17 protein-coding genes are annotated in these 20,215 nt (G+C 46.4%); 9 read left to right on the top strand and 8 right to left on the bottom strand.

Translation table 11 applies throughout. The features are described 5' to 3' along the window. Positions 1–158 precede the first annotated feature (158 nt). The 4 genes from QUA83_RS07380 (at position 159) to QUA83_RS07365 (ending at position 5,222) form a co-directional block, all read left to right on the top strand. Positions 159–2,363: a cation:proton antiporter domain-containing protein gene (locus QUA83_RS07380; protein ID WP_333292349.1), complete on the top strand. Its 2,205-nt coding sequence runs from the start codon at positions 159–161 to the stop codon at positions 2,361–2,363. Between the two features lie 97 nt (positions 2,364–2,460). Continuing rightward, positions 2,461–2,997 (top strand): hypothetical protein, encoded by a 537-nt coding sequence (locus QUA83_RS07375; protein WP_333292348.1) that lies wholly within the window; start codon positions 2,461–2,463, stop codon positions 2,995–2,997. Positions 2,998–3,419: 422 nt separating this feature from the next. Beyond that, on the top strand, positions 3,420–4,046 hold the full coding sequence (locus QUA83_RS07370) for a DUF3038 domain-containing protein (RefSeq protein WP_333292347.1): 627 nt from the start codon (positions 3,420–3,422) through the stop codon (positions 4,044–4,046). A 3-nt stretch (positions 4,047–4,049) separates the two neighbouring features. After that, positions 4,050–5,222, top strand: coding sequence for a DUF4335 domain-containing protein (locus QUA83_RS07365; protein WP_333292346.1), 1,173 nt, complete (start codon positions 4,050–4,052; stop codon positions 5,220–5,222). Positions 5,223–5,571: 349 nt separating this feature from the next. Here QUA83_RS07365 and QUA83_RS07360 read toward each other — a convergent pair whose 3' ends face one another. Both QUA83_RS07360 and QUA83_RS07355 read right to left on the bottom strand, forming a co-directional pair. Next, entirely contained in the window at positions 5,572–7,650 is a 2,079-nt protein-coding gene (locus tag QUA83_RS07360; RefSeq protein WP_333292345.1) for an abortive infection protein, read from the bottom strand. 5 nt (positions 7,651–7,655) lie between these two features. Further along, positions 7,656–8,327, bottom strand: a complete 672-nt coding sequence (locus tag QUA83_RS07355; protein ID WP_333108427.1) for a hypothetical protein — start codon at positions 8,325–8,327, stop codon at positions 7,656–7,658. 378 nt (positions 8,328–8,705) lie between these two features. Here QUA83_RS07355 and QUA83_RS07350 point away from each other — a divergent pair, with 378 nt between their 5' ends. After that, a complete protein-coding gene (locus tag QUA83_RS07350) occupies positions 8,706–9,641 on the top strand; it encodes an OmpA family protein (protein WP_333292344.1) in 936 nt (311 codons plus the stop codon). Between the two features lie 165 nt (positions 9,642–9,806). Here the strand turns inward: QUA83_RS07350 and QUA83_RS07345 are convergent, their stop codons facing one another. Then, the gene (locus QUA83_RS07345) at positions 9,807–10,919 is read right to left on the bottom strand and encodes an AI-2E family transporter (protein WP_333292343.1); all 1,113 of its coding nucleotides are present in this window, start codon (positions 10,917–10,919) and stop codon (positions 9,807–9,809) included. A 96-nt stretch (positions 10,920–11,015) separates the two neighbouring features. On the opposite strand from QUA83_RS07345, the gene QUA83_RS07340 reads away from it, so the two are divergent. The 3 genes from QUA83_RS07340 to QUA83_RS07330 are packed head-to-tail and all read left to right on the top strand — an operon-like array spanning position 11,016 to position 12,717. Next, complete coding sequence (locus QUA83_RS07340; protein WP_333292342.1) at positions 11,016–11,405, top strand: type II toxin-antitoxin system RelE/ParE family toxin; 390 nt, start codon at positions 11,016–11,018, stop codon at positions 11,403–11,405. Beyond that, a complete protein-coding gene (locus tag QUA83_RS07335; protein WP_333142960.1) occupies positions 11,398–11,727 on the top strand; it encodes a helix-turn-helix transcriptional regulator in 330 nt (109 codons plus the stop codon). Before QUA83_RS07340 ends, QUA83_RS07335 begins: the two co-directional genes overlap by 8 nt. A 33-nt stretch (positions 11,728–11,760) precedes the next feature. Continuing rightward, positions 11,761–12,717, top strand: a complete 957-nt coding sequence (locus QUA83_RS07330) for an alpha/beta hydrolase (protein WP_333292341.1) — start codon at positions 11,761–11,763, stop codon at positions 12,715–12,717. A gap of 113 nt (positions 12,718–12,830) precedes the next feature. Here QUA83_RS07330 and QUA83_RS07325 read toward each other — a convergent pair whose 3' ends face one another. Next, positions 12,831–13,058, bottom strand: a complete 228-nt coding sequence (locus QUA83_RS07325) for a hypothetical protein (RefSeq protein WP_333292340.1) — start codon at positions 13,056–13,058, stop codon at positions 12,831–12,833. A 112-nt stretch (positions 13,059–13,170) separates the two neighbouring features. On the opposite strand from QUA83_RS07325, the gene QUA83_RS07320 reads away from it, so the two are divergent. Next, positions 13,171–13,359 (top strand): DUF433 domain-containing protein, encoded by a 189-nt coding sequence (locus QUA83_RS07320; RefSeq protein ID WP_333292339.1) that lies wholly within the window; start codon positions 13,171–13,173, stop codon positions 13,357–13,359. A 50-nt stretch (positions 13,360–13,409) separates the two neighbouring features. Here QUA83_RS07320 and cysS read toward each other — a convergent pair whose 3' ends face one another. The 4 genes from cysS to QUA83_RS07300 all read right to left on the bottom strand — a co-directional run bounded on the left by cysS (position 13,410) and on the right by QUA83_RS07300 (position 20,021). Then, positions 13,410–14,981 (bottom strand): cysteine--tRNA ligase, encoded by a 1,572-nt coding sequence (cysS, locus tag QUA83_RS07315; protein WP_333292338.1) that lies wholly within the window; start codon positions 14,979–14,981, stop codon positions 13,410–13,412. Between the two features lie 74 nt (positions 14,982–15,055). Continuing rightward, on the bottom strand, positions 15,056–15,616 hold the full coding sequence (locus QUA83_RS07310; protein WP_333292337.1) for a Uma2 family endonuclease: 561 nt from the start codon (positions 15,614–15,616) through the stop codon (positions 15,056–15,058). Positions 15,617–15,813: 197 nt separating this feature from the next. Then, positions 15,814–19,314 (bottom strand): WD40 repeat domain-containing protein, encoded by a 3,501-nt coding sequence (locus QUA83_RS07305; RefSeq protein ID WP_333292336.1) that lies wholly within the window; start codon positions 19,312–19,314, stop codon positions 15,814–15,816. A gap of 23 nt (positions 19,315–19,337) precedes the next feature. Then, a complete protein-coding gene (locus QUA83_RS07300) occupies positions 19,338–20,021 on the bottom strand; it encodes an effector-associated domain EAD1-containing protein (RefSeq protein ID WP_333292335.1) in 684 nt (227 codons plus the stop codon). Positions 20,022–20,215 lie beyond the last annotated feature (194 nt).

Here is a 20,215-nt window from a genome sequence, read left to right as displayed (position 1 = left end):
CAAAGCCTTTGTTGGCTTGTGAGACAATGGCGTTGTTGGTGCGCCTCTTGTGCCTTCTACCTTCGATCGAGCTGGCATCCATTTTTTTCGATCGGCAATTGAGTCAGCTTTAGTACCCTGCCCTCTCGATCCGCAAAAATCCCAAAGCTAAAAACGCCATGCCCATACCCATTCTCGTCCTGCTTGAAGTTCTAATTGTTATCGCACTTTCGAGACTTGTAGGTTTAGGATTTCGAGCGATCAAACAACCTCAAGTCATTGGAGAAATTGTAGCAGGAATTATGCTTGGGCCTTCACTATTTGGCTTAGTTGCACCAGATTTAGCAACAGCACTTTTTCCAGCCGAAGCCGTTCCCTTCCTCAACGTGTTGTCTGAGGTGGGGCTAATATTTTTCATGTTCTTGATTGGTTTGGAACTGAATCCCAAGTATCTAAAAAGCAATTTAGATATAGCGATTTTAACTTCCCACGTCAGCATTCTAGTGCCGTTTTCCCTGGGAAGCTTGCTCGCACTGCTGCTGTATCCCATCGTTTCAAATAATAGCGTTTCCTTTACCGCCTTTGCTTTGTTTTTGGGCGCTGCAATGTCAATTACTGCCTTTCCGGTGCTGGCAAGAATTATTACAGAACACAACTTGCAGAATACAAAATTGGGGACGCTGGCCTTGACTTGCGCTGCGGTAGACGACGTAACGGCGTGGTGTTTGTTAGCAGTGGCGATCGCAGTTACTCGTACTAATTCGATGATCGGTGCTTTGCCGACAATTATTGAGTCTTTAATTTACATCGGTTTCATGATGACTGTAGTCCGCTGGTTCTTGCAGCGACTTTCCAAACAGTACAACCGCACTGGCAGATTAACACAGTTATTGCTCTCCGGCATTTACATGGGAGTTGTAGCTTCTGCCTTAATTACTGAATTGATCGGCATTCATTTAATTTTCGGTGCATTTTTGCTGGGGGCTGCCATGCCTAAAAATGCGGCATTAACCAGAGAATTAGCAGAAAAAACTGAAGACTTTGTACTAATATTTCTGCTGCCCATATTTTTTGCTTATAGCGGCTTGCGGACTCAAATCGGCTTGCTCAATAGCCCCGAATTGTGGCTGCTGTGCGCCGCAGTTTTAGGAGTGGCAATTATCGGCAAATACGTCGGCACTTACGTTGCGGCCAGAGTTTGTGGCATCAGCAACCGCGAAGCTTCTGCGCTGGGATGGCTAATGAATACTCGCGGTTTGACTGAACTAATTGTGCTGAATATCGGTCTTTCCTTGGGCGTAGTTTCGCCCCTGCTATTTACGATGTTAGTCATCATGGCTTTAGTGACAACTTTTATGACTTCGCCTCTGTTGGAGTGGACTTATCCAAAACGGTTAATTAGATTAGATATTTCCGAAGTTAACTCTGAGGATTCTGAATTAGAAGATTCACCAATTGCCGATAGCAGCGAAGAAACTGCTAACAAATTGCTGCCAACTTATAGAATTTTAGTACCGGTTGCCAATCCCAGCACGCAGAAAGGCTTACTGCGACTAGCGGTAGCGCTGGCGCAGCCGGCTGCTGGTATGGGTGGTGAGGATTTACAGTCGGCGGCGGTTCATCCTCTGAGTTTGATAGAATTAAATGATGATTATGCCTTTGAAAGTACGCCTGCAGAAGCCGATCGCATTATTCAAGAGCGTCGCTCGAAATTATCAGAATTGATTGAGAGTTTGGAACTGCCGGAGGCACAAAAATTCGTACATCCCATCATTCGGGTTACTAATGATGTAGCCAGGGAGACAGCCCAAATTGCGGAGATCGATCGCGCGGATTTGATTTTAGTAGGATGGCACAGACCTACTTTTAGCAGCAACCGTTTGGGAGGACGTGTCGGCCAAATTCTCAGTAACGCTAAGGTGGATGTAGCAATTTTTGTTGACAGAGGCAGGGAAAGGTTGAATAACTTGTTAGTACCTTACGCGGCAAACATTCACGATGATTTGGGTTTAGAATTGGCGCTGAGACTGTTAGTAAATAGCGAGGAACGCCGTTTGACGGTGCTGCGGGTGGCGGTTGACGGGGAAGCTGAAAACGAGCTGAGTTACGATTTTGGGCGAGTTATGGAGCAGTTACCGATTGAGGTACGATCGCGCATAGAAACTCCGATTGTGGAGGCTGCTGAGCCAATTCAAGCAGTGGTGGCGGCTTCTGCTAATGCTGATTTGACTATTGCGGGTACGAGTCGGGAGTGGGGAATTGAGCGCCAAACTTTGGGACAGTATACTGATGAATTGGCTGTGCAGTGTCATTCTTCGCTGCTGATTGCGCGGTGCTACGTTAAAGTGCGATCGCACTTGGCATCGGTACTTCCTCAAAGGTAGTCAGTTGACGGTTGATTGTTGACTTTTGACTGTTGTTATTAGTTATTGGTTATTGGTTATTTGTGAGTTAGTATCAATGCCCAATGCCCAATGCCCAATGCCCAATGCCCAATTATTAATTACCAAGATGATGAATCATTTAAGCCTCAAATCGCTGGCATTTTACGGAGTTGCGATCGGCTCAGTTTCGCTGCTGTTTAAAGTAGTAACTGCTTACGGCGAAGCAAATTTAAAGGCGGCCCCGGCAATTGCGGGAACTTATCGCTTCGATGCTAACAGTTTGCCCGAATGTCTGAAATCTGATGTTTTGGTATTGACAATCGAGCAATCGGGTGTTTATTTGAGCGGTAATTTGCGATCGGGCAGCAGGGAGGGCAGGGAAAAAACAGGCGAGGAGAAACCTTCTCTATTTGGTAAGTGGGAAACTCAAGGATTGAACTTGTCGGGTGCGGTTCCTAATTTAGCGGGTTGCAGCGACTCCACAGCAACCGGTCAAAACAGTTCTGTTAAAATGCGCGGAATTGTGGAGCAAGAAAGCCTCAAGGGAAAAATTAGTCTAACTGATAAGACGGCGGCTACTGATTTTACGGCTCAAAGAGAAGCGGCGGTGCAACCCCAAAAGGATGAACATTGATTGAGTCCAATAGAGAATAAGAAATGGGAAAGGGGCAATTCTTTGTCGCTTTCCGACCGAAAGCATCCAGGATACAAGCCCCCGGATTCATCCGTCCAGAAATAAAAAACCTGTATCCGATAAAGGAACCCCAGAATTTATCCGTGGGATCAATACTTCAATTCTAAAATCTAAAATCTAAAATCTAAAATCGATTGACTCTCCCCTTCTCCCCTCATGAAGCAAGGAATCACAAAGTGCCTGTGGGGGTGAGGGAGTGGGCGATCGAACTCCCGCCGCCGGAGCTCGCCTGTGACGGTCGGTTGCTGCTAAATTAGAAAATATACGTAAAAGTAAATGATAAAAATAAAGTATCGCTGAGGAGTCGTCGGTTCTGAATTTGTCTTGCTCAAGACCCCCCGTGCCCGTATAGTTTGTTTGGAATGGATGTTGCCGTGATATTAATGCCGTCAGAAACTTCGCTTACCCAGTCAAACCCGTTGATTTTAGACAGTTTGCCAGACTTGTCGCCCTCCGATGGGGGATGTTCCCGCCGAGCCAGATTGCAAATTGACTTGATGTTGCTGGCGATCGAAGCCTTGTATCTCGGAGGTGCCGAAGAAATGCTGGCTGTGTCAAAGGATCTGGAATTGGAATCAATTATCAAAAATCGGGTTGCTCTTTGGCTGATGCGTAATACTAACCCGCTGAGACGCTACACCCAGCGCCGCTCCCTTACCATTGTGGAGGCAAAAGCGCTGGTGGCGATCGCCTGTAATATGGCGCGTAAGTTAACCGCCACAATTCGGCAGTTGCTGCTAGACTCGCAGCAGTTGCGATCGAGAAATATCCCCCTCAACCAGAACCAGCCTCTGGCGGAGTATTTAGAACGCTTTCGAGCTCACTTTCGATCGCGCATGAACCCCAAGCGATCCCTCGTTGCAGCTTACGATTCCGACGAAAAGCTCAACGAACTAGCTTTGAACTTGTTGAGCAAACTGCTATTTTGTACAGGCACAGCCGGAATGCAGCGCTTCTGGGTTAGCCTGTTTGATGGAGAAGTTGAATAAAAAATGACTATTAGGCGTCAGTACAGTCTGCCAAATTGCACCCTAGTTCTAGAAGGGTTGAGCGATGGATCGGCAGCCAGCCAGTTAGATATACGGCCAGTGCTTTCCATACTAATGAGCGCTGAATGCTATGTGAAAGGTCTCGGCGAGCCCCTGACGGGGGGGCGGGAGTTTTTTGAAAGCTTGGTGAGGGCCGTCAGCAGCTACGCTCAAGAATTTATGAGCGGAGTGCATTATCCCGATCGCTACGGCCCGAATGTGGGGATGGTGCAGTTACACAGAATTGACGGGAATTTGCACCGATTGACCGTTCTACCCGCCTCCACAGGCAGCCCAACCCAAATCGATCAAAAAACAGAACTGTCGGCAAAAGTTGATTTGACGACGGTACAGCTATTTGACTTGGTAGAGGCGATCGATCAGTTTTTTGCCGACACGCAGACGCTGCCGGAATTGTCGCTGCAATTAACCCCAATTTCCAGGCGTTACGTCAAGTCTGCCGAACCTTTGGCGAAGCGGAGTTTGCCTGCTGTGGTGGGAGTTTCGAGTTTGGCTTTGGCTGCGATGGCGTTTTTCTTGGTGCCGGTACCGGAAGTCCAGCGGCCGAGAGATCCGGTGCCGCAGCCCAATCCAGCGGGCCAGAATCAAGGGACGCCGAATCCGGGCGGATCGGGTTCGCCTAATCCCAATCCCACGCCCCCTGCTGACGGTTTGCTGCCTGGGACTCAAACTCCGAACGCTGAATCGCTTTCGCCGACTCCGATCCCCGCGCCGCTGCCGGACGCTTCACCGTTGGCCACACCGCAGTCGAGCACTTCGCCGGAAAGCACGCCCACTCCTGTTGCTGAAGGTTTGGCAAGCCCAGAGGTGGCAGCCGTGCCAATTACCGATCCAGGGGAAATTGAGCTGTTGAGGGGCAAACTTTCCCAGCAAATTGATGGAGTTGTGAAGGATAAGCCTCCGGTTGATGCGGAGTTGGTTTATCGGGTGAGTGTGGCCCAAGACGGGGCGATTGTCGGTTACAAGCCGGAAAATTCGGCAGCAGTCGATCGATCCGAAACGCCGTTGTCTGAGTTGCTTTACAAACCCATTGGCACCAGGCCACCTGCGGAACCGCTGGCTGATTTCCGCGTAGTTTGGGCACCAGACGGGACTGTTCAAGTCACTCCTTGGTAATGGTTGATTGTTGGCTGTTAACGGTTAACGGTTGACTGTTAACGGTTGACTGTTGACTGTTGACTGTTGACTGTTGGCGGATACCAAATCCCGCTTAAATACTCCCTCAATCTCTTAGTCTGCGGAGGCAGACTTGGTTTTTCTAGTAGCGACTTCATATCCTTTCCGGTTGCATCGGTATTGTTCAAATGTCCAAACAGTGAGTTGTCATATTAATTCCGGTTGTATCGGAATGATGAAACCGCTCTTGACACAGAGGATACAGAGAAAGGGAAGAGAGAGATGAATACAGGACGATGCCAAGGGATTTGATATCAATCGCCGAATCATCTACAAACCGATTGCTGATTCAAAAGCCTGTTGGTGCGATCGGCTCAATGTCTGGGTCAAATCCTCCGACTTGATTGGTGCGAATTATCCACAAAAATGCTCCTTGTTTTAATAAAACTTTGGCGATTTCATCTTGGGTGCGCCTCGGCAACATTGTTCGGTAACTAATAGCAGCTTTTATCAGGTTTGCTATACCCCCAAAAAAGGTTTTTTTCAGTTCCGCATCAATCCCCGCCAATCTTGGATTTTTCTGCCAATCTGGACGGACAATGCCGAGGGGCATTAATACTTTTTCTAAACTCTCTCCTAAAGCTACTAATTGGTGAAATCTTTGGGTTTGTGCGTCGGTGGGATGTGTTTTTAACCAGTCTTGAATCTGAGGATTTGACTCTATTTCGGAAGTTATTTTTTTAATTGTCGCGTAAATTGCCTGACTTGAATCTTGGACGCAAGAAGTTGCTGGCGTGACTAAACTTGCGCCGGTGCCGTCTCCGCTGCGGTAGCGGGCCATCATGATATCTAGTTGCTGGTTTAATTCGGTTAAAGGCGACAAGGTTATGCCACCAAAATCGTAGTCGCAACAAACGCAGTCTAATTTACAGATGATATCGCAAACCGGGCGATCGCCCAACCAGCCGCGCTGCAAGTCTCCCATGTAGCTTTGCCATTTGCTGGAACCGGCAACAATTCCGTCCGGATTGTGGGCGTAAACTTGTTTGTATTCTATGTCAAAACGCAGTTCGCTGGTAAAGCGATCGCGCACTACTTTTGCTACTCCAAAAGCAAAATGTCCGGTGACAATTCCCAGCGGTGGCCGTTCGCCTTTTTTGCCACCGATACCCCCGAAACTGTGAATCACCATCCCGATATCTCCTTCTTGCCAAGGAGAGATTGAAGCGTTTTCTGTAGCGTCATTTGGGGTTAACAATACTATTTTTGCTTGCCCTTTTTTTGCTGGTGTATTTTCCCAATTTTGGCTGCTTAAATAAGCGATAGATTTTTTTAGTCCGAAATGTGTTTCATCTGGGATTAATTGAGCAATTTTGCGGGGTTCGATTGCCTGCACTACAAATATACTGTCTTCGTCTCTTTCGCCATAAATGTACCAGCCGTCTGGATTTAATGGCGATTGTTCGATTAGGTGATTGGTAGACCTCGCTACGCCATTTTTGTCTGGCTGTACTTGCGGAATCCGAATAATTTCGGCGGCGCCGTCAAATTGTCGAGATGTTTTGTTGAAATGCCGGACAATAAATTTGTCGCTGTCGGGTTCTTTTCGCTGTAAAATTGAGACTAAGGCGCAGAAACGTCCGATAATTTGTACGGGTTCGCGATCGATCGTGAGTTCATGGCGATCGCTGCTGCTATAATTAATCGCAATCACGGGCCTCCGCAGCATCACAGTCACGCTGTCTTCGAGTCGGCTGCCTGCTAGAGTTTCTAAAGGGCCGACATTTCGCCAGCCGTTCAATCTATCTGGATGGATATTGCCAGATTTTTGACTTTTTTGAGTTTCTTGTGTGAAGTTTATATCTTGACTGACTGCGTGGACAAAAAATTGTACTTCGCGATTTGTACTCCATTTCAAAAATGCTGTTTTGCCAATAAAGTTTTGATGTTTTTTGGGTGCATTTATTACTTCAAAAAATACTGTCCCGTAGGGCTGGCGCTGTTCGTTTGAAGGCAAAATTAAGCGCCCGTGCCAAAGAGCGATCGGCTTGTAGAGATAGGCAACGGATGCTGAATTCTCGCAGATTATATCCGGTTGAAGCGCTCTTGAAATATCGCTTTTGCCTCCAAAAATAGTGGCAGTTAAATTGCCGTCACTTTCTACGAATCGGGGTTCTAAAAAAATCTTTTCTGGTTGGGAAATATTAGCGGTTAAATGATCTGTGTTTTTTGTGAACGAGCGGTTCAAAAAAAACTGCTGGTTCTCCAGTTTTGCCTGCAACCAATTGACAAAAAGGCGAATAAAAATAAACGCTGTTAAACCAAAAACAACAGCTAAAATAATCAGCCCCAAAGTCAAAATGAATTGGTTGAAAGACTGACCTGATACTAAAAAAAATGTTGGCCCGATCAAAGAAAATGCCGCCATAATATCTAAAAACGAGTTTTAGGTTCGATCCAGTCTGTGCTGGCTTGACTGCCGAAAACTAGGGGTTTGTCCTCGGTGACTGCTACCGTTTGCCCTGTCATATCAACTGCACAAAGAGGCCAAGATCGATCGCCCAAATTGCCTGCGCGGAACAGAACTTGTCCGGGACAAACTTGACTCCAACCCAACAATACAGCATGAGTGTAAAGACTGCGAGCCGGAGCAACGGTATAAGTGTAATTATCATTTTTGTCCCAAATGACACCGTAGTCGGACATATCGGAAGAGTTGAAAAGTGCTTCAAATTCGCGGGCGAGAATGCGGGAACCGTCTTGATTCCAAGAAACAGGCACTAAAATGGCGATCGTCCCGGACATATCTGTATCATCGCTAGCATACATCCCACTTTCGGCCAGTGGCGAAGCAGCCGCCACTGTTTGCAGTTCCCCGGTTTTGAGATTTTCCACAAACATGACACTGCTAACCCGACACCGGGAGAATTCCGGCTGTACTTGCAACTCAATTCGACTGTAAGCTGCGTATTGGCCGTTAGTTGATACGAGGGATGGACTGCGATAATAGCGCAGGCCTGTGCCGGCAGTGGAGCTCACTTTAGCATGAGTGGCACTAATCCATTCCCAAGGAACGGGATAAGGGCTATTTAAAGGGTCAGTCATCGGTTTTTTTTCCCAAAAGTTCTACTGATCTCGTTTCCGGTTGCATCGGAATCATCAAATCGAGTCAACAGTTAACACTCAACCATTCAGTTTTTCGACCCCTCCTTCAACAGTCAACAGTCAACAGTCAACTATTCCAGAGGAGTGCAACCGGAATTGATATGAATTATCCAACAGATTCAGGCTGGCACGCAACGGACTAGAAACCCGGTTTCTGCCTCGATGCTTCGGCACTAAACCCCAGATTTATAGAAACCGGGTTTCTTGTTTAGATTTTAGATTGGAGGACAAATCTCAAATCTCAAATCTCAAATTTCAAATCGGATAGGTAAGATAGTATCGAAATTAATCTGGTATGTACACCGAGAGGGATGAAATATGACGCGATCTTTTAACCAAAAACCTTCAATCCCCCCCACTCGCGTCTCCAAGTCGCGGGGAAAAGGTTTGCTTGTACTGTCGCTGATTTTTCGACTGCTGCTGCTGGGGGTGGGCAGCGGTTTTGCGTGGGTTTTGGGGATGGCGATCGCTCAAATTTATCCGTCAGGCGCGACGGAAATGCCGCTGTCAGAGAGATTGCTGCGTGTAACTCAAAATTTGACCTCCAGCCCGAAACGCGCCCCAGCAACGCCAATTCCGGCGCCCCCGCCACCAACCGCTACACCGACTCCCCAGTCAAAAGTCAGTCCTGCCCAGAGAGAGAAATTGCAGTCGGATTTGAGACAGTTGCAGGGCGAACTCAACGCCCTGATTGGTCGCACGGCGGCTTTGGAGAGTCAGTTGGGCAGCAGCCGCCCGACGGAAACTTTGGAAAAGCGTTTGCAGTTGATGTCGCGGGAATTGGCGGGGCCGGAAACGGCGACAAGTCTTGCCCCTGCTTTACCGGCGATCGGCAGCAGCCCGAGTCTGAACCCTGAAACGGTGAATACTGCCCCACAGAATGCCAATAATCCGGTGTTTGGGGGGGATGGGCTAATGGTGACTTTGCCCAGCGATGTTTTGTTTGATACTGGCAGCATTTCTTTGCGCGCGGGAACAAGTGCGATTTTGGACAATTTGGTGGCGGAGTTGAGTAATCACGAGGGGGCAACTGTGCGGGTTGCGGGCCACACTGACGACGCGGGGGAAGCGGCGGATAATCGCAATGTGTCGTTTGCGCGGGCTCAGGCTGTGGTGCAGTATTTGTCGGGTGTACTCGGTCAGAAATATCATTGGGTGGCGATCGGCTATGGGGAAAGTCGCCCTTCGGTGGATAATAGTTCGGATACTAATCGGCAGCGCAACCGCCGCATTGAAGTGGCAATTAGTCCTTAGTCAGCGGACTTGTGGATACTAGATTTATTGCATGAATCTTTGATTGATAGTCAACCGCAGATGTCAGGCAGATAAACACGGATAAACGCAGATAATTTCCCCAGAGGTGAGCGAATGCTTGCAATTGGAGTCTACTGTGTTGAATTCTCAAGGCGTAAGCTGCTGTCACGCCGAAGGTGTAAGAGGTGGCAAGTCTGAATTATTTTTAGCCCGATCTATTGCTTCTCGATGTTCGCTCCTAAGTTTCGGTTTTAAATACAAGTTCTCAATCAAAGCTGCCACTCCCGCAAACCAAGGCGGTACAATAACAGCTCCAATAATTCCTAATACTTGAACTCCTCCCAATACAGAAAGCAATTGATATAAAGGATGCACACCAACCGATGAACCAACCAGCAAAGGATCGAGGACGTAAGTTTCTAAATTCTGGATGATTACAAATAACAGTAATACCCACAAAAGTACCCAGCCACCTTTAGCTAATGCTACGATTAATGCTGGTACTGCTCCCAACACTGGGCCGATGAAGGGAATCAAGTTGGTAACACCTGCGATCGCACCCAAGCCTAAAGCAAATTCCGGCATTCCCAAAATGCTCAAACCTGTGGTAATAAATATCCCTAAAATGCCGGAAACTAACACTCGCCCGCGAATATAACTCCCCATTCTTTGACCTATTGGCGCCACTTGTGCGGCTAATCTTGTATCCCAAGGTTTTGGGAAAAATTGCACCAAACTTTTGATTAATGTGTCGCTGTCGGCAACCATGTAACCGGAAATAAATAATGCTAAAACTAGGCTGAAGAAACCGCCTAGAATGCCTCTGGTTAAACTGTACGATCGCAAAACCAGTTGTTGACTCGATCGAATCAGCCAATTTGTCAGCGATTGAGTGTCCACCAACTGACCCACCAAGGTTGGGGCATCGTCGGTGAGGCGACTCAATACATTAGTTGCCACAGTTCGCAAACTTTCGACATAAACTGGTAACTGCCGCAGCAGTAACTCTATTTGTTCGATGACCGTGGGCCCGATTAACACTACCGTCCCGCTAAATCCGCCGATGAGAGTTAAATAAACCATAATCACCGCCAGCCAGCGGGGAACCCGCATCGTTTGGGCCCAATTCACGATCGGGACGATCGAAGCAGCCAGCACGACTGATATCATCAGAATTACTAGCAGGCTCCGCAATTGCCACAGCAGCACTAGCAGCAAGGACGATGCTACAATTAGCAGCAAGTTAGGTAAAGAAATGGTAATCCGCTGTTCTGACATGATTATTCTGACAAAATTGAGTAATGATATTGTTGTCGATCGTGTCACTCTCTATTTTATGATAAACGATATGATATAAATAATATAATTAAGATTATGAATTCGCTATTAAAACCCGTTGAATGGATCGGCAGTTCCCGTGACGACTTGCGCGACTTTCCTGAAGATGTCCAGCAAATTATGGGTTTTGCTTTGTACCGCGCTCAACTGGGTAAAAAGCATCCTGATGCTAAACCGCTTAAAGGATTTAAAGGTGCTGGCGTTCTAGAAATTGTTGAGAATTTTGATGGAGACACTTACAGAGCGGTATACACCGTAAAATTTGAAGGAATAGTCTATGTTCTTCATGCTTTTCAAAAAAAATCAAACCAGGGAATTGCTACCCCCAAGCAAGATATAGATTTGATTGAATCTCGACTTAAGCGTGCCAAAGAACATTACAAAAAATATTTAGAACAGCAAGAATTGGAGGAACAAAATGACTGAAGAAATAAAAGTGCATTCCAGTAGTGGAAATGTTTTTGCTGATTTAGGGCTACCCAATCCAGAGGAATTACTGATTAAGGCAGAACTAGCTCATCAGATTAGTGAATTAATTTCGGAACGCCAACTAACCCAGAACCAAGCAGCAAAGCTATTAGGAATCGATCAACCTACACTCTCAGCATTGATGCGCGGTAAATTATTAGATTTCTCTACGGAACGCCTATTTCGTTTTCTCAACGCACTCGGCAGCAACGTAGAGATTAGGATTGCCCACTCGCCACCAAATGTTCAAGCTAAAACTCACATTGTCGTAGCATCATAAGTAAACAAACAAGTAAAAAATTAAAAGATTAATATGCAATCACAACCTTCAAATAAAAATTTGTCAACCCTTTCGTCTATAAAATCACCAACGCTGTTTTACGAATGGCAAAATTACCGTTGTGCTTATGATGTTTATAAACCAAATACTGCGACCGAAGATAGCCTCCCTTTGTTATTAATTCATCCGATAGGAGTTGGTTTGTCAAGAATCTTTTGGCATAGATTTTGTGAGAGTTGGTACAAAGCAGGGCACAGTAATCCGATTTATAATCCCGACCTTTTGGGCTGCGGCGATTGCGAAATGCCGACTGTGGCTTGCTATCCAGACGATTGGGCCGCACAGTTGCAGTATTTCTTGGAAACTGTAGTCAAAAAACCTGCGATCGTCCTCGTGCAAGGTGCTTTACTGTCTGTAGGCTTGGCTTTAGCAAAAAAGCAGCAGGAAAGCGGCTCAAATTTAATTCGTGGCTTAGTTCTCGCAGGGCCTCCAGCTTGGGCGGTAATGAACAAACATTCCACAGAAAGACAGCAAAGAATTGTCTGGAATTTGTTAGGTTCTCCCTTGGGAAACGCTTTTTACCGCTACGCCAGACGCGCTGAGTTTTTGCGTTCTTTTTCAGTGAAACAACTGTTTGGCGATGCGGCACAAGTTGACAGCGAATGGTTGGATGCTTTGCAGGCTGGGGCGGCAAATCCTGACAGCCGTCACGCGGTTTTCTCGTTTTTAGCGGGGTTTTGGCGGCAGGATTACAGTAGCACGATTCAAAAGTTCGATCGGCCCGCACTCATTGTGATGGGAGAAAAAGCCTCAAGCATCAGTCAAGCGGGTAAAGAAGAGAAACCGGATGAAAGATTAGCGCAATATTTAGCCCATTTTCCCAATGCGGAAGGTTTATTAATGCCGGGGCGGAATGTTTTGCCCTACGAATCCACCGCAGAATTTGTCGCGGCTGTTGCCGAATTTGTGAACAAGTTAAATAAAACTTAAATCTATTTGTGGAGTTATTATCTAATAATAACTGATATCGTTTCCGGTTGCATCGGTATTGTTCAAATACTCAACAGTTAACAGTCAACAGTCAACAGTCAGAACCAGTTGTCTCATGCTTCCGGCTCGTCCAAAGACTGGCGTAATGTTGAAATAACATCCTCGGCTGACTGGTGTCGGAATTTGCCTTTACGGAAATCAGCTAAGGTTTGTTGAGCATCCGCAGCTATTTCGGCGCGGATACTCTCGCGGTGACGATTTTGCAGGATTTTTATCAGCATTTCCTGCTGTTCGTAGGACAGTTGTAAAGCAGTTTCTAGCACTTGATCGAGGGTATTCATAGAGTTAGGCTATTAGCTCTAAGGTTGAACAAATTGCGAAGTTGAGTAAATTGTATCGCTTATTCTAAGACTAGGCTACCCTAAAAAACAATCTACTAAACTCGGTTTTGTCATGAGCGAAAACATCATTACGATCGAACCAGGTAAACGCGGTGGAAAGCCTTGCATCAGGCGAATGCGAATTACCGTTCACGATGTGCTGGGTTGGCTGGCTGCGGGAATGTCTCATGCAGAAATTCTAGACGATTTCCCAGAGTTGACGGAGGAAGACATTAGAGCGTGTTTAGAATTCGGCGGTTGAAACCGCTTCTTGTCAAACAAAGTCTGCCTCCGCAAATTATGAATTTAGTTTCAACCCCTATGCCAGATGGTTGTACCATCCTTTTGATCGATCAAAGTAATGCCCCGATCCTTAAGTTCATTGCGAATGCGATCGCCCTCAGCAAAATCCCTAGCTTTCCGGGCATCTTTCCGCTGCTGAATCATCACTTCAATCTCCGCGTCACTCAAACCATCAACAGCATCATTGCTGTCACCTTCTGGCTGAACTTCTAAACCCAAAACCCCCGCCAAACTCACCAAAGTTACCCATTTTTGCTGCAACAAATCCGGCGCAGTTTCTGTTTTTCCCTGATGCACTAAAACATTGCCTTCTTTGGCCAATTCCTTAGCCAATTCAAACAAAACAGTCAAAGCGCCGGGAGTATTGAAATCATTGTCCATCGCTAATTGGAATTCCTGCACAGCTTTGCTATCCTGTCCAGTTTTCTCAACGTCCCAATTCAGTTTATCGGCATATCGGAGTCCAAAAAGCAAGCCTTCGCTGATAGTATTCCAGCCATTTTTAGCGGAGGCGATCGCCTCTTCGGTAAAATCAATTTGACTGCGATACTGCGCCATCAACACAAACAGCCTCACCGCCATCGGTTCCACCGCTTTTGAATTCTCGCTTCCTTCATTCTTACTCCCCCCCTTACCAAGGGAGTCTTCATTCTTACTCCCCCCCTTACCAAGGGGGGGCTGGGGGGGGTTAGATGCCAAATCGCCCGACCAATTCCCATCCAACAAATCGCGGATTGTAATAAAATTGTGCAAAGATTTGGACATCTTTTTGCCGTTGACAGTCACAAAAGCATTGTGCATCCAATAATTAGCAAGTGACTTGCCAGTCGCGGCTTCAGATTGAGCAATTTCGTTCTCGTGGTGGGGAAAAGTTAAATCGGAACCGCCGCAGTGAATGTCAATTGTTTCGCCCAAGCAATCGCGTACCATCGCCGAACATTCGATGTGCCATCCGGGGCGACCTTTTCCCCAAGATGAATCCCAAGCAGGTTCTCCCGGTTTAGCGCTTTTCCACAGAGCAAAATCAGACGAATCTTGCTTTTTTTGAGCTTCTATTTCTGCGGTTTCCAATCTACCGCTAGCCCCGGCCTGCATTTCTTCCAACTTGCGGCCGGAAAGTTTTCCGTAATCAGCAAACTGCCTGACGCTGTAGTAAACGTCGCCGCCGGAAGCATAGGCATAACCTTTATTTTCTAATTCGTGAATCAGCCGTTTAATGCCGTCCATTGTATGGGTGGCGCGGGGATATTCATCGGCCCTGAGAATATTCAGCTTGTCCATATCTGCGAAATATTCATCGATGAAGCGTTCCGCCACGGCTTCCATTGTTGAATTTGTTTCGCGGGCGCGGTTGAGAATTTTGTCGTCAATATCTGTAAAATTCTGCACGTAGCGCACATCGTATCCCCGCCACATCAGATAGCGGCGCACCATGTCCCAAACAATGTAAGCGCGGGCGTGGCCGACGTGGCAGTAATCGTATACCGTAACGCCGCAGCAGTACATCCGCACCTTTCCTGGTTCGAGGGGCTCAAAAGGTGATTCGCGACGGGTCAAGCTGTTGTAAAGCGTTAGGGGCATGGGATTTGAGATTTGGGATTGACGTACTGCTGTAATTTATTATATTGCGGTTGGTGAATCTTTCGGTGTCATTATCAAACATCTGTTAAATCTAAGAGAAATCCTGGTAACACATCTTCCCCTGACAAAGTGCTGGGATTATCTAATATTTCCACATCCTGATTTTGTCTGTATATCTCAACTTTCTGGTTTTTGCGATCGATCAACCATCCCAAACGCGCGCCATTTGCGATGTATTCTCGCAGTGGTTCCATGTTGTCAGACTTAGAGCGCAATTCTACAACAAAGTCTGGACAAATGGGAGCGAAACCTTCTTGTTCTTTGGGTGTGAGAGTTTGCCACAGTTCTAATTTAACCCAGGAAGCGTCAGGAGAGCGATCGGCCCCATTGGGCAGTTGAAAACCGGTAGAAGAGTCAAATACTACTCCCAGCTTTGTTTGGGGATTCCACTGCCAGAGTTGTCCTGACACATCTTGGTTGCGTTTGCCTGTATCGCTTCCTGTGGGTGGCATAACAATTAATTCTCCTGTAGCAGTTCTCTCTAGCCTTAACTCACGGTTGACGGCTGCAATTTGCTGGAACTGTTCGTGAGTTACTTTGAAGGTTTGGGGAATGGTAATGGTGTTGTTGAACATATTGTGCGGCCTCGCGATCGGCTATTACCTAAGTTTACCTATTTGAGAAATATTATAAATGCGATCGAGCAGCTCGCCCTATTATACAAGACTCATGAGAAACCCGACTTCTTCAAAAAGTCGGGTTTCTCATGAGTAGTGCGATCGCAGTTTCAATTGCATCGGATTTTCTAGACGCGATTAATCCTGTCCCTACTCTACTTTTGTTTAGTGTCAATACCATCGCAGAGTTTCTTGTCGTCCTCACTCACATTGAGGTTATTCTGCAAATAGGGACGCACCCAATTGCAACTCCGCACCAGTAAATCATCAAAATCCAAATTCCACAAAATAACTGTTGCGTCACCACTGCCAGAAGCCAAGGTTTTGCCATCAGGACTGAAACTGATGCTATAGACCCCATTGGTGTGTCCGTCGAGGGTAATTATGTTTCCAGTATTCAAATCCCATAATTTAACGCCTGGATCGTCAGTGCCATAGGCCAGGGTTTTACCATCGGGACTGAAACTGACGCCATAGACCGTACTGACTTCTGTGAAGATGTTTTTTATTATTGGTTTATCGACACCAACATCCCAAAGTATGATGCTTTTGTCGGCACTGCCAGAAGCCAGGGTTTTGCCATCGGGGCTGAAACTGACGCTACTGACCCAATTATCATGCCCAGTGAGGGTGTTTTTTGATTTACCCGTAGTATTAACATCCCAGAGTTTGATGGTACTGTCATCGCTGCCAGAAGCTAGGGTTTTGCCATCGGGACTGAAACTGACACTCCTGACAGTCTTATCATGCTCCTTAAGGATTGTTTGTTTGTCCGTATCGAGATCCCAAATTTTGATGGTTTTGTCTTCACTGCCGGAAGCCAGAGTTTTGCTATCGGCACCGAAACTGACGCTATAAATTGGCTTGCTATGCGCGTCCTCAATGGTGCGGATTAATTCGCCCTTGTCCTTATCGATATTCCAGAGTTTGATGGTTTGGTCATCACTTCCAGAAGCAAGAACTTTGCCATCGGGACTAAAACTAACGCTCCTGACAAATTTACTATGCTCTTTCCCCTTGAGGGGTTTTTGTTTGCCTGTGGTGAGATCCCAAAGTTTGATGGTTTTGTCAGGACTGGCAGAAGCTAGAGTTTTGCCATCTGGACTGAAACTGACGCTAAAGATTGAATCCTGATGCCCTTTAAAGGTTTGTTCTTTGCCTGAGGAGATATTCCAGAGTTTGATGGAGTTGTCACCGCTGCCAGAAGCCAGAGTTTTGCCATCAGGACTGAAACTGAGGCTGCGGACTGTATTGTTATGTTCAGTGAATATGGTTGTTCGTTCACCAGTCTTGACATCCCAGAGTCTAATCGTATTGTCGTCGCTGCCGGAAGCTAGGGTTTTGCCGTCAGCACTGAAACTGACGCTAAAAACTGAATTTTTATGCTCCTTGAGGGTGTGGATTACTTTGCCCGTTTTGATATCCCAGAGTTTGATGGTGTTGTCAGCGCTGCCAGAAGCTAGGGCGCCATCTCTACTGAAACTGACGCTCAAGACTGCATTCTCATGCTCCGGAAGGCTTTTTTCTTCTTTGCCCGTCTTGACATTCCAGAGCTTGATTGTTTTGTCAGCACTGCCAGAAGCTAAGATTTTGCCATCGGGACTGAAACTGATGCTATAGACTATATTTTTATGCCCTTTGAGGGTGTGAATTACTTTGCCAGTTTTGACATCCCAGAGTTTGATGGTGCTGTCATCGCTGCCAGAAGCTAGGATGCCATCTCTACTGAAACTGATGCTACGAAGTCCCTTGCTATGCTTGTTGAGGGTAGTGATTACTTTGCTCGTCTGGACATTCCAAAGTTTGATGGTGTTGTCAGCGCTACCAGAAGCTAAGGTTTTGCCATCGGGACTGAAACTGACGCTTGTGATCGGACTGTTATGTGCCTCGATAGTGCTGATTACTTGGCCAGTATCGACATTCCAAAGTTTGATGGTATTGTCACCGCTGCCAGAGGCCAGGGTTTTGCCATCGGGACTGAAACTGACGCCATTGACCCAATTGCTATGACCTTCCAAGCGATTGCGCTCTATTACCCCGTAAACCGCTTGTCGCAACCCCTCTACTACTTCTATTGGTGGCTTGGGTTCTGAGGGTAGTGGTTTGGCGACTTGCAAAGCTGCCATCAGTGCATCGAAATTTTGCCCTTGATTAAAGAGTGCAGCTGAATAATTAATCCTAAGTTGGCTTTGGCTATTTTCAACTTTTTGTTTTTGAGATTCTGCGTGCCACCACAGCCCCCCCGCAATGCCCAAAAATCCCATCAACACTGAAAAAATCCCCCACCGGATGTGTTTCTGTTTCTGTTGCTTTTGTTTGTGTAGCTTCAAACTTTGCTCGATATATTCCTGCTCATTTATCAACTCCGAGCGGCGTTTTTGCAACCAATCTTCAGCAATAACTAGAGGTCTTCCCCTTAACAAATCTCCTTGATCTCGATCTCCATAATTCCATATCTCCATTTGTGCCCACAGTTGATGTCGCCAAGTGAGAAAAGCGCGGTCATCATCAATCCATTGCTGTAACTTTTCCCATTCTCGAATCAACGCCTCATGGACAACCTCAACTGTCTGATCTCCTGTTCGATCGTTCCGTCCGGTTACTAACAGCGGTAGCTGTCTCTCCTTATCGGGTTTATCCGGATCGGAACTCGCAAGTTTCTGAACTAAATTCCAATTAGATTCTCCTATTTCAGCGCGCGTCGCTAGCCGTCGGGTATCCACCGCCACAGTGATATCTTCCAGCATTTCTCCTGGACGCGCTAACTGTAAGAAGATTTGTTGTGCCTGTTGTTTCTCCTCTTCATTCAGTCGATCGTAAATCTTGTCTGCATGATTGGCTAGCACCTTTTTCACACCTCCAATCTTTTCATATGTCTGAAAAGTTAATGTTCCTCCCTTGTTTTCTTTCCACAACTGTGTCAGAGCAAATTCCAGTAGTGGTAAACTTCCGGGTTCTTGCTGCACATCATCCAAAATGCGCTCTGTCAGTCCCTCCTCCAATTCGACTATCTTCTTCTGGGTAGGGCGATCGACTAACTCAATGACGGATCTCATCTCCTCTCGGTTCATCGCCCCCAGAAATTTATGGCTTTCCTGCTGTAAAGCCGCTTCCTTAAAGCGGGGATACATCATAATGCGATCGAGAAAATCAGTGCGGATGGTTAACACCAATTTGAAACGAATTGGATTTTCTTTGATTGCTTCCAACAGCGCATCTACAAATTGTTGCTGCTCTTCGCTATCAAGAGCGTATAATTCCTCAAACTGGTCAATTACTAGCAATAATTGCTTGCCAGGATTTTCTTCCAGGATGTTAATTACTAACTGCCATAGTTTAAGATCCTTCATCAAATCAAACCGCTTGGATGTTTCTTTATCCTGCTCATCTTTCTGTAATTCTGGATAGCGCACGCGGACTAAAGCTGAAGCCAGCCCATAAAATGGCTGATTCTGCGGACGAAAAGATGCAATCAGCCAGGTTTCCTCTGCTTGCAAACGAGGAATTAGTCCAGCCAGCACAACAGAAGATTTACCACTCCCAGAAGCACCAATTACAGGTACTAAAGAATGTTGTTTCACAGCCTCTACTAACTTCTCGACAAACTCCTCCCGTCCAAAAAATAAGTCTTTATCTTCTTCTCGGAATGCGGACAAGCCCCGATACGGGTCGGGGCGAACTACTTTCCCTCGTTAAGTGCCTTTTGAAACAGTTGGACGATCGGCTGACGCAGCCTCCGCAACGAATTTTCTGTATCTAGTTCAAACTCATAGACAAGAAAGCCAGGAATAAGATTTAAAGCAAGCTTCGCCTTGGCTGCCGCAGTTGGCCCCGGTTCGTTCAACTTATCTCGTATTTCTACCAACAAACACATCAACTGATCATTGACATGAGGTTGATTGTTAATCACTCGTAAAACTTCTGCCTTAACCTGGAATATAGCACTCTCCGCATCAACTTCTTCGAGTTCGTAAGAGTTGGCTCTTTGTGCTAGTTGTTGCAAATATTCAGTCTCATATATTCGGACAAAAGCGGATAACTTGGGATTGCCTGGGTTCGACTCACGAGCCGCGAAAATGAGTTGAGCTTCCCATCCATGAGATTCTGCATTTTCAATTAACTTGAGTACACGTTCTGCTAAATCAGCACCTGTTCCTACTACATCCGGGTTCTTGTCCAGTTGTAACCTTACAAACTGCTTAAGTTTTGGTTCAGTATAGTAAGCAGAAATCAAAGCATCGTGTAGTTGTCTGCGTCGATCGCCCGTTAGTGTCATTTGATTCTTCTCAGCGAGTGATTGTGATTGCTTTTCACCTTCTTCACTCATCCAGCGGGCAAAACCGCAATTTTTATAAAATGTCATGTTCCTAAAGGCATACATATTATAAACGATCGCCCCCACCCTCCAAACCCATCAAAAGCCCCCTATTCCAATTTGTCATCAAATTCTGACATTCGTTGCCGCACCGATCCCCCAAATCTCCACAATGTCAAGATTCCCTGACATATTGATCCCCAAAATCACGAAAATGCGTATAAGTACCCAGGATTGAGGCA

Source organism: Microcoleus sp. K1-B1, from assembly GCF_036704705.1.
Classification (GTDB): Bacteria; Cyanobacteriota; Cyanobacteriia; order Cyanobacteriales; family Microcoleaceae; genus Microcoleus.
Note: the sequence above shows the minus strand (reverse complement) of the source record. Positions and strands in the feature narration are given on the sequence as shown.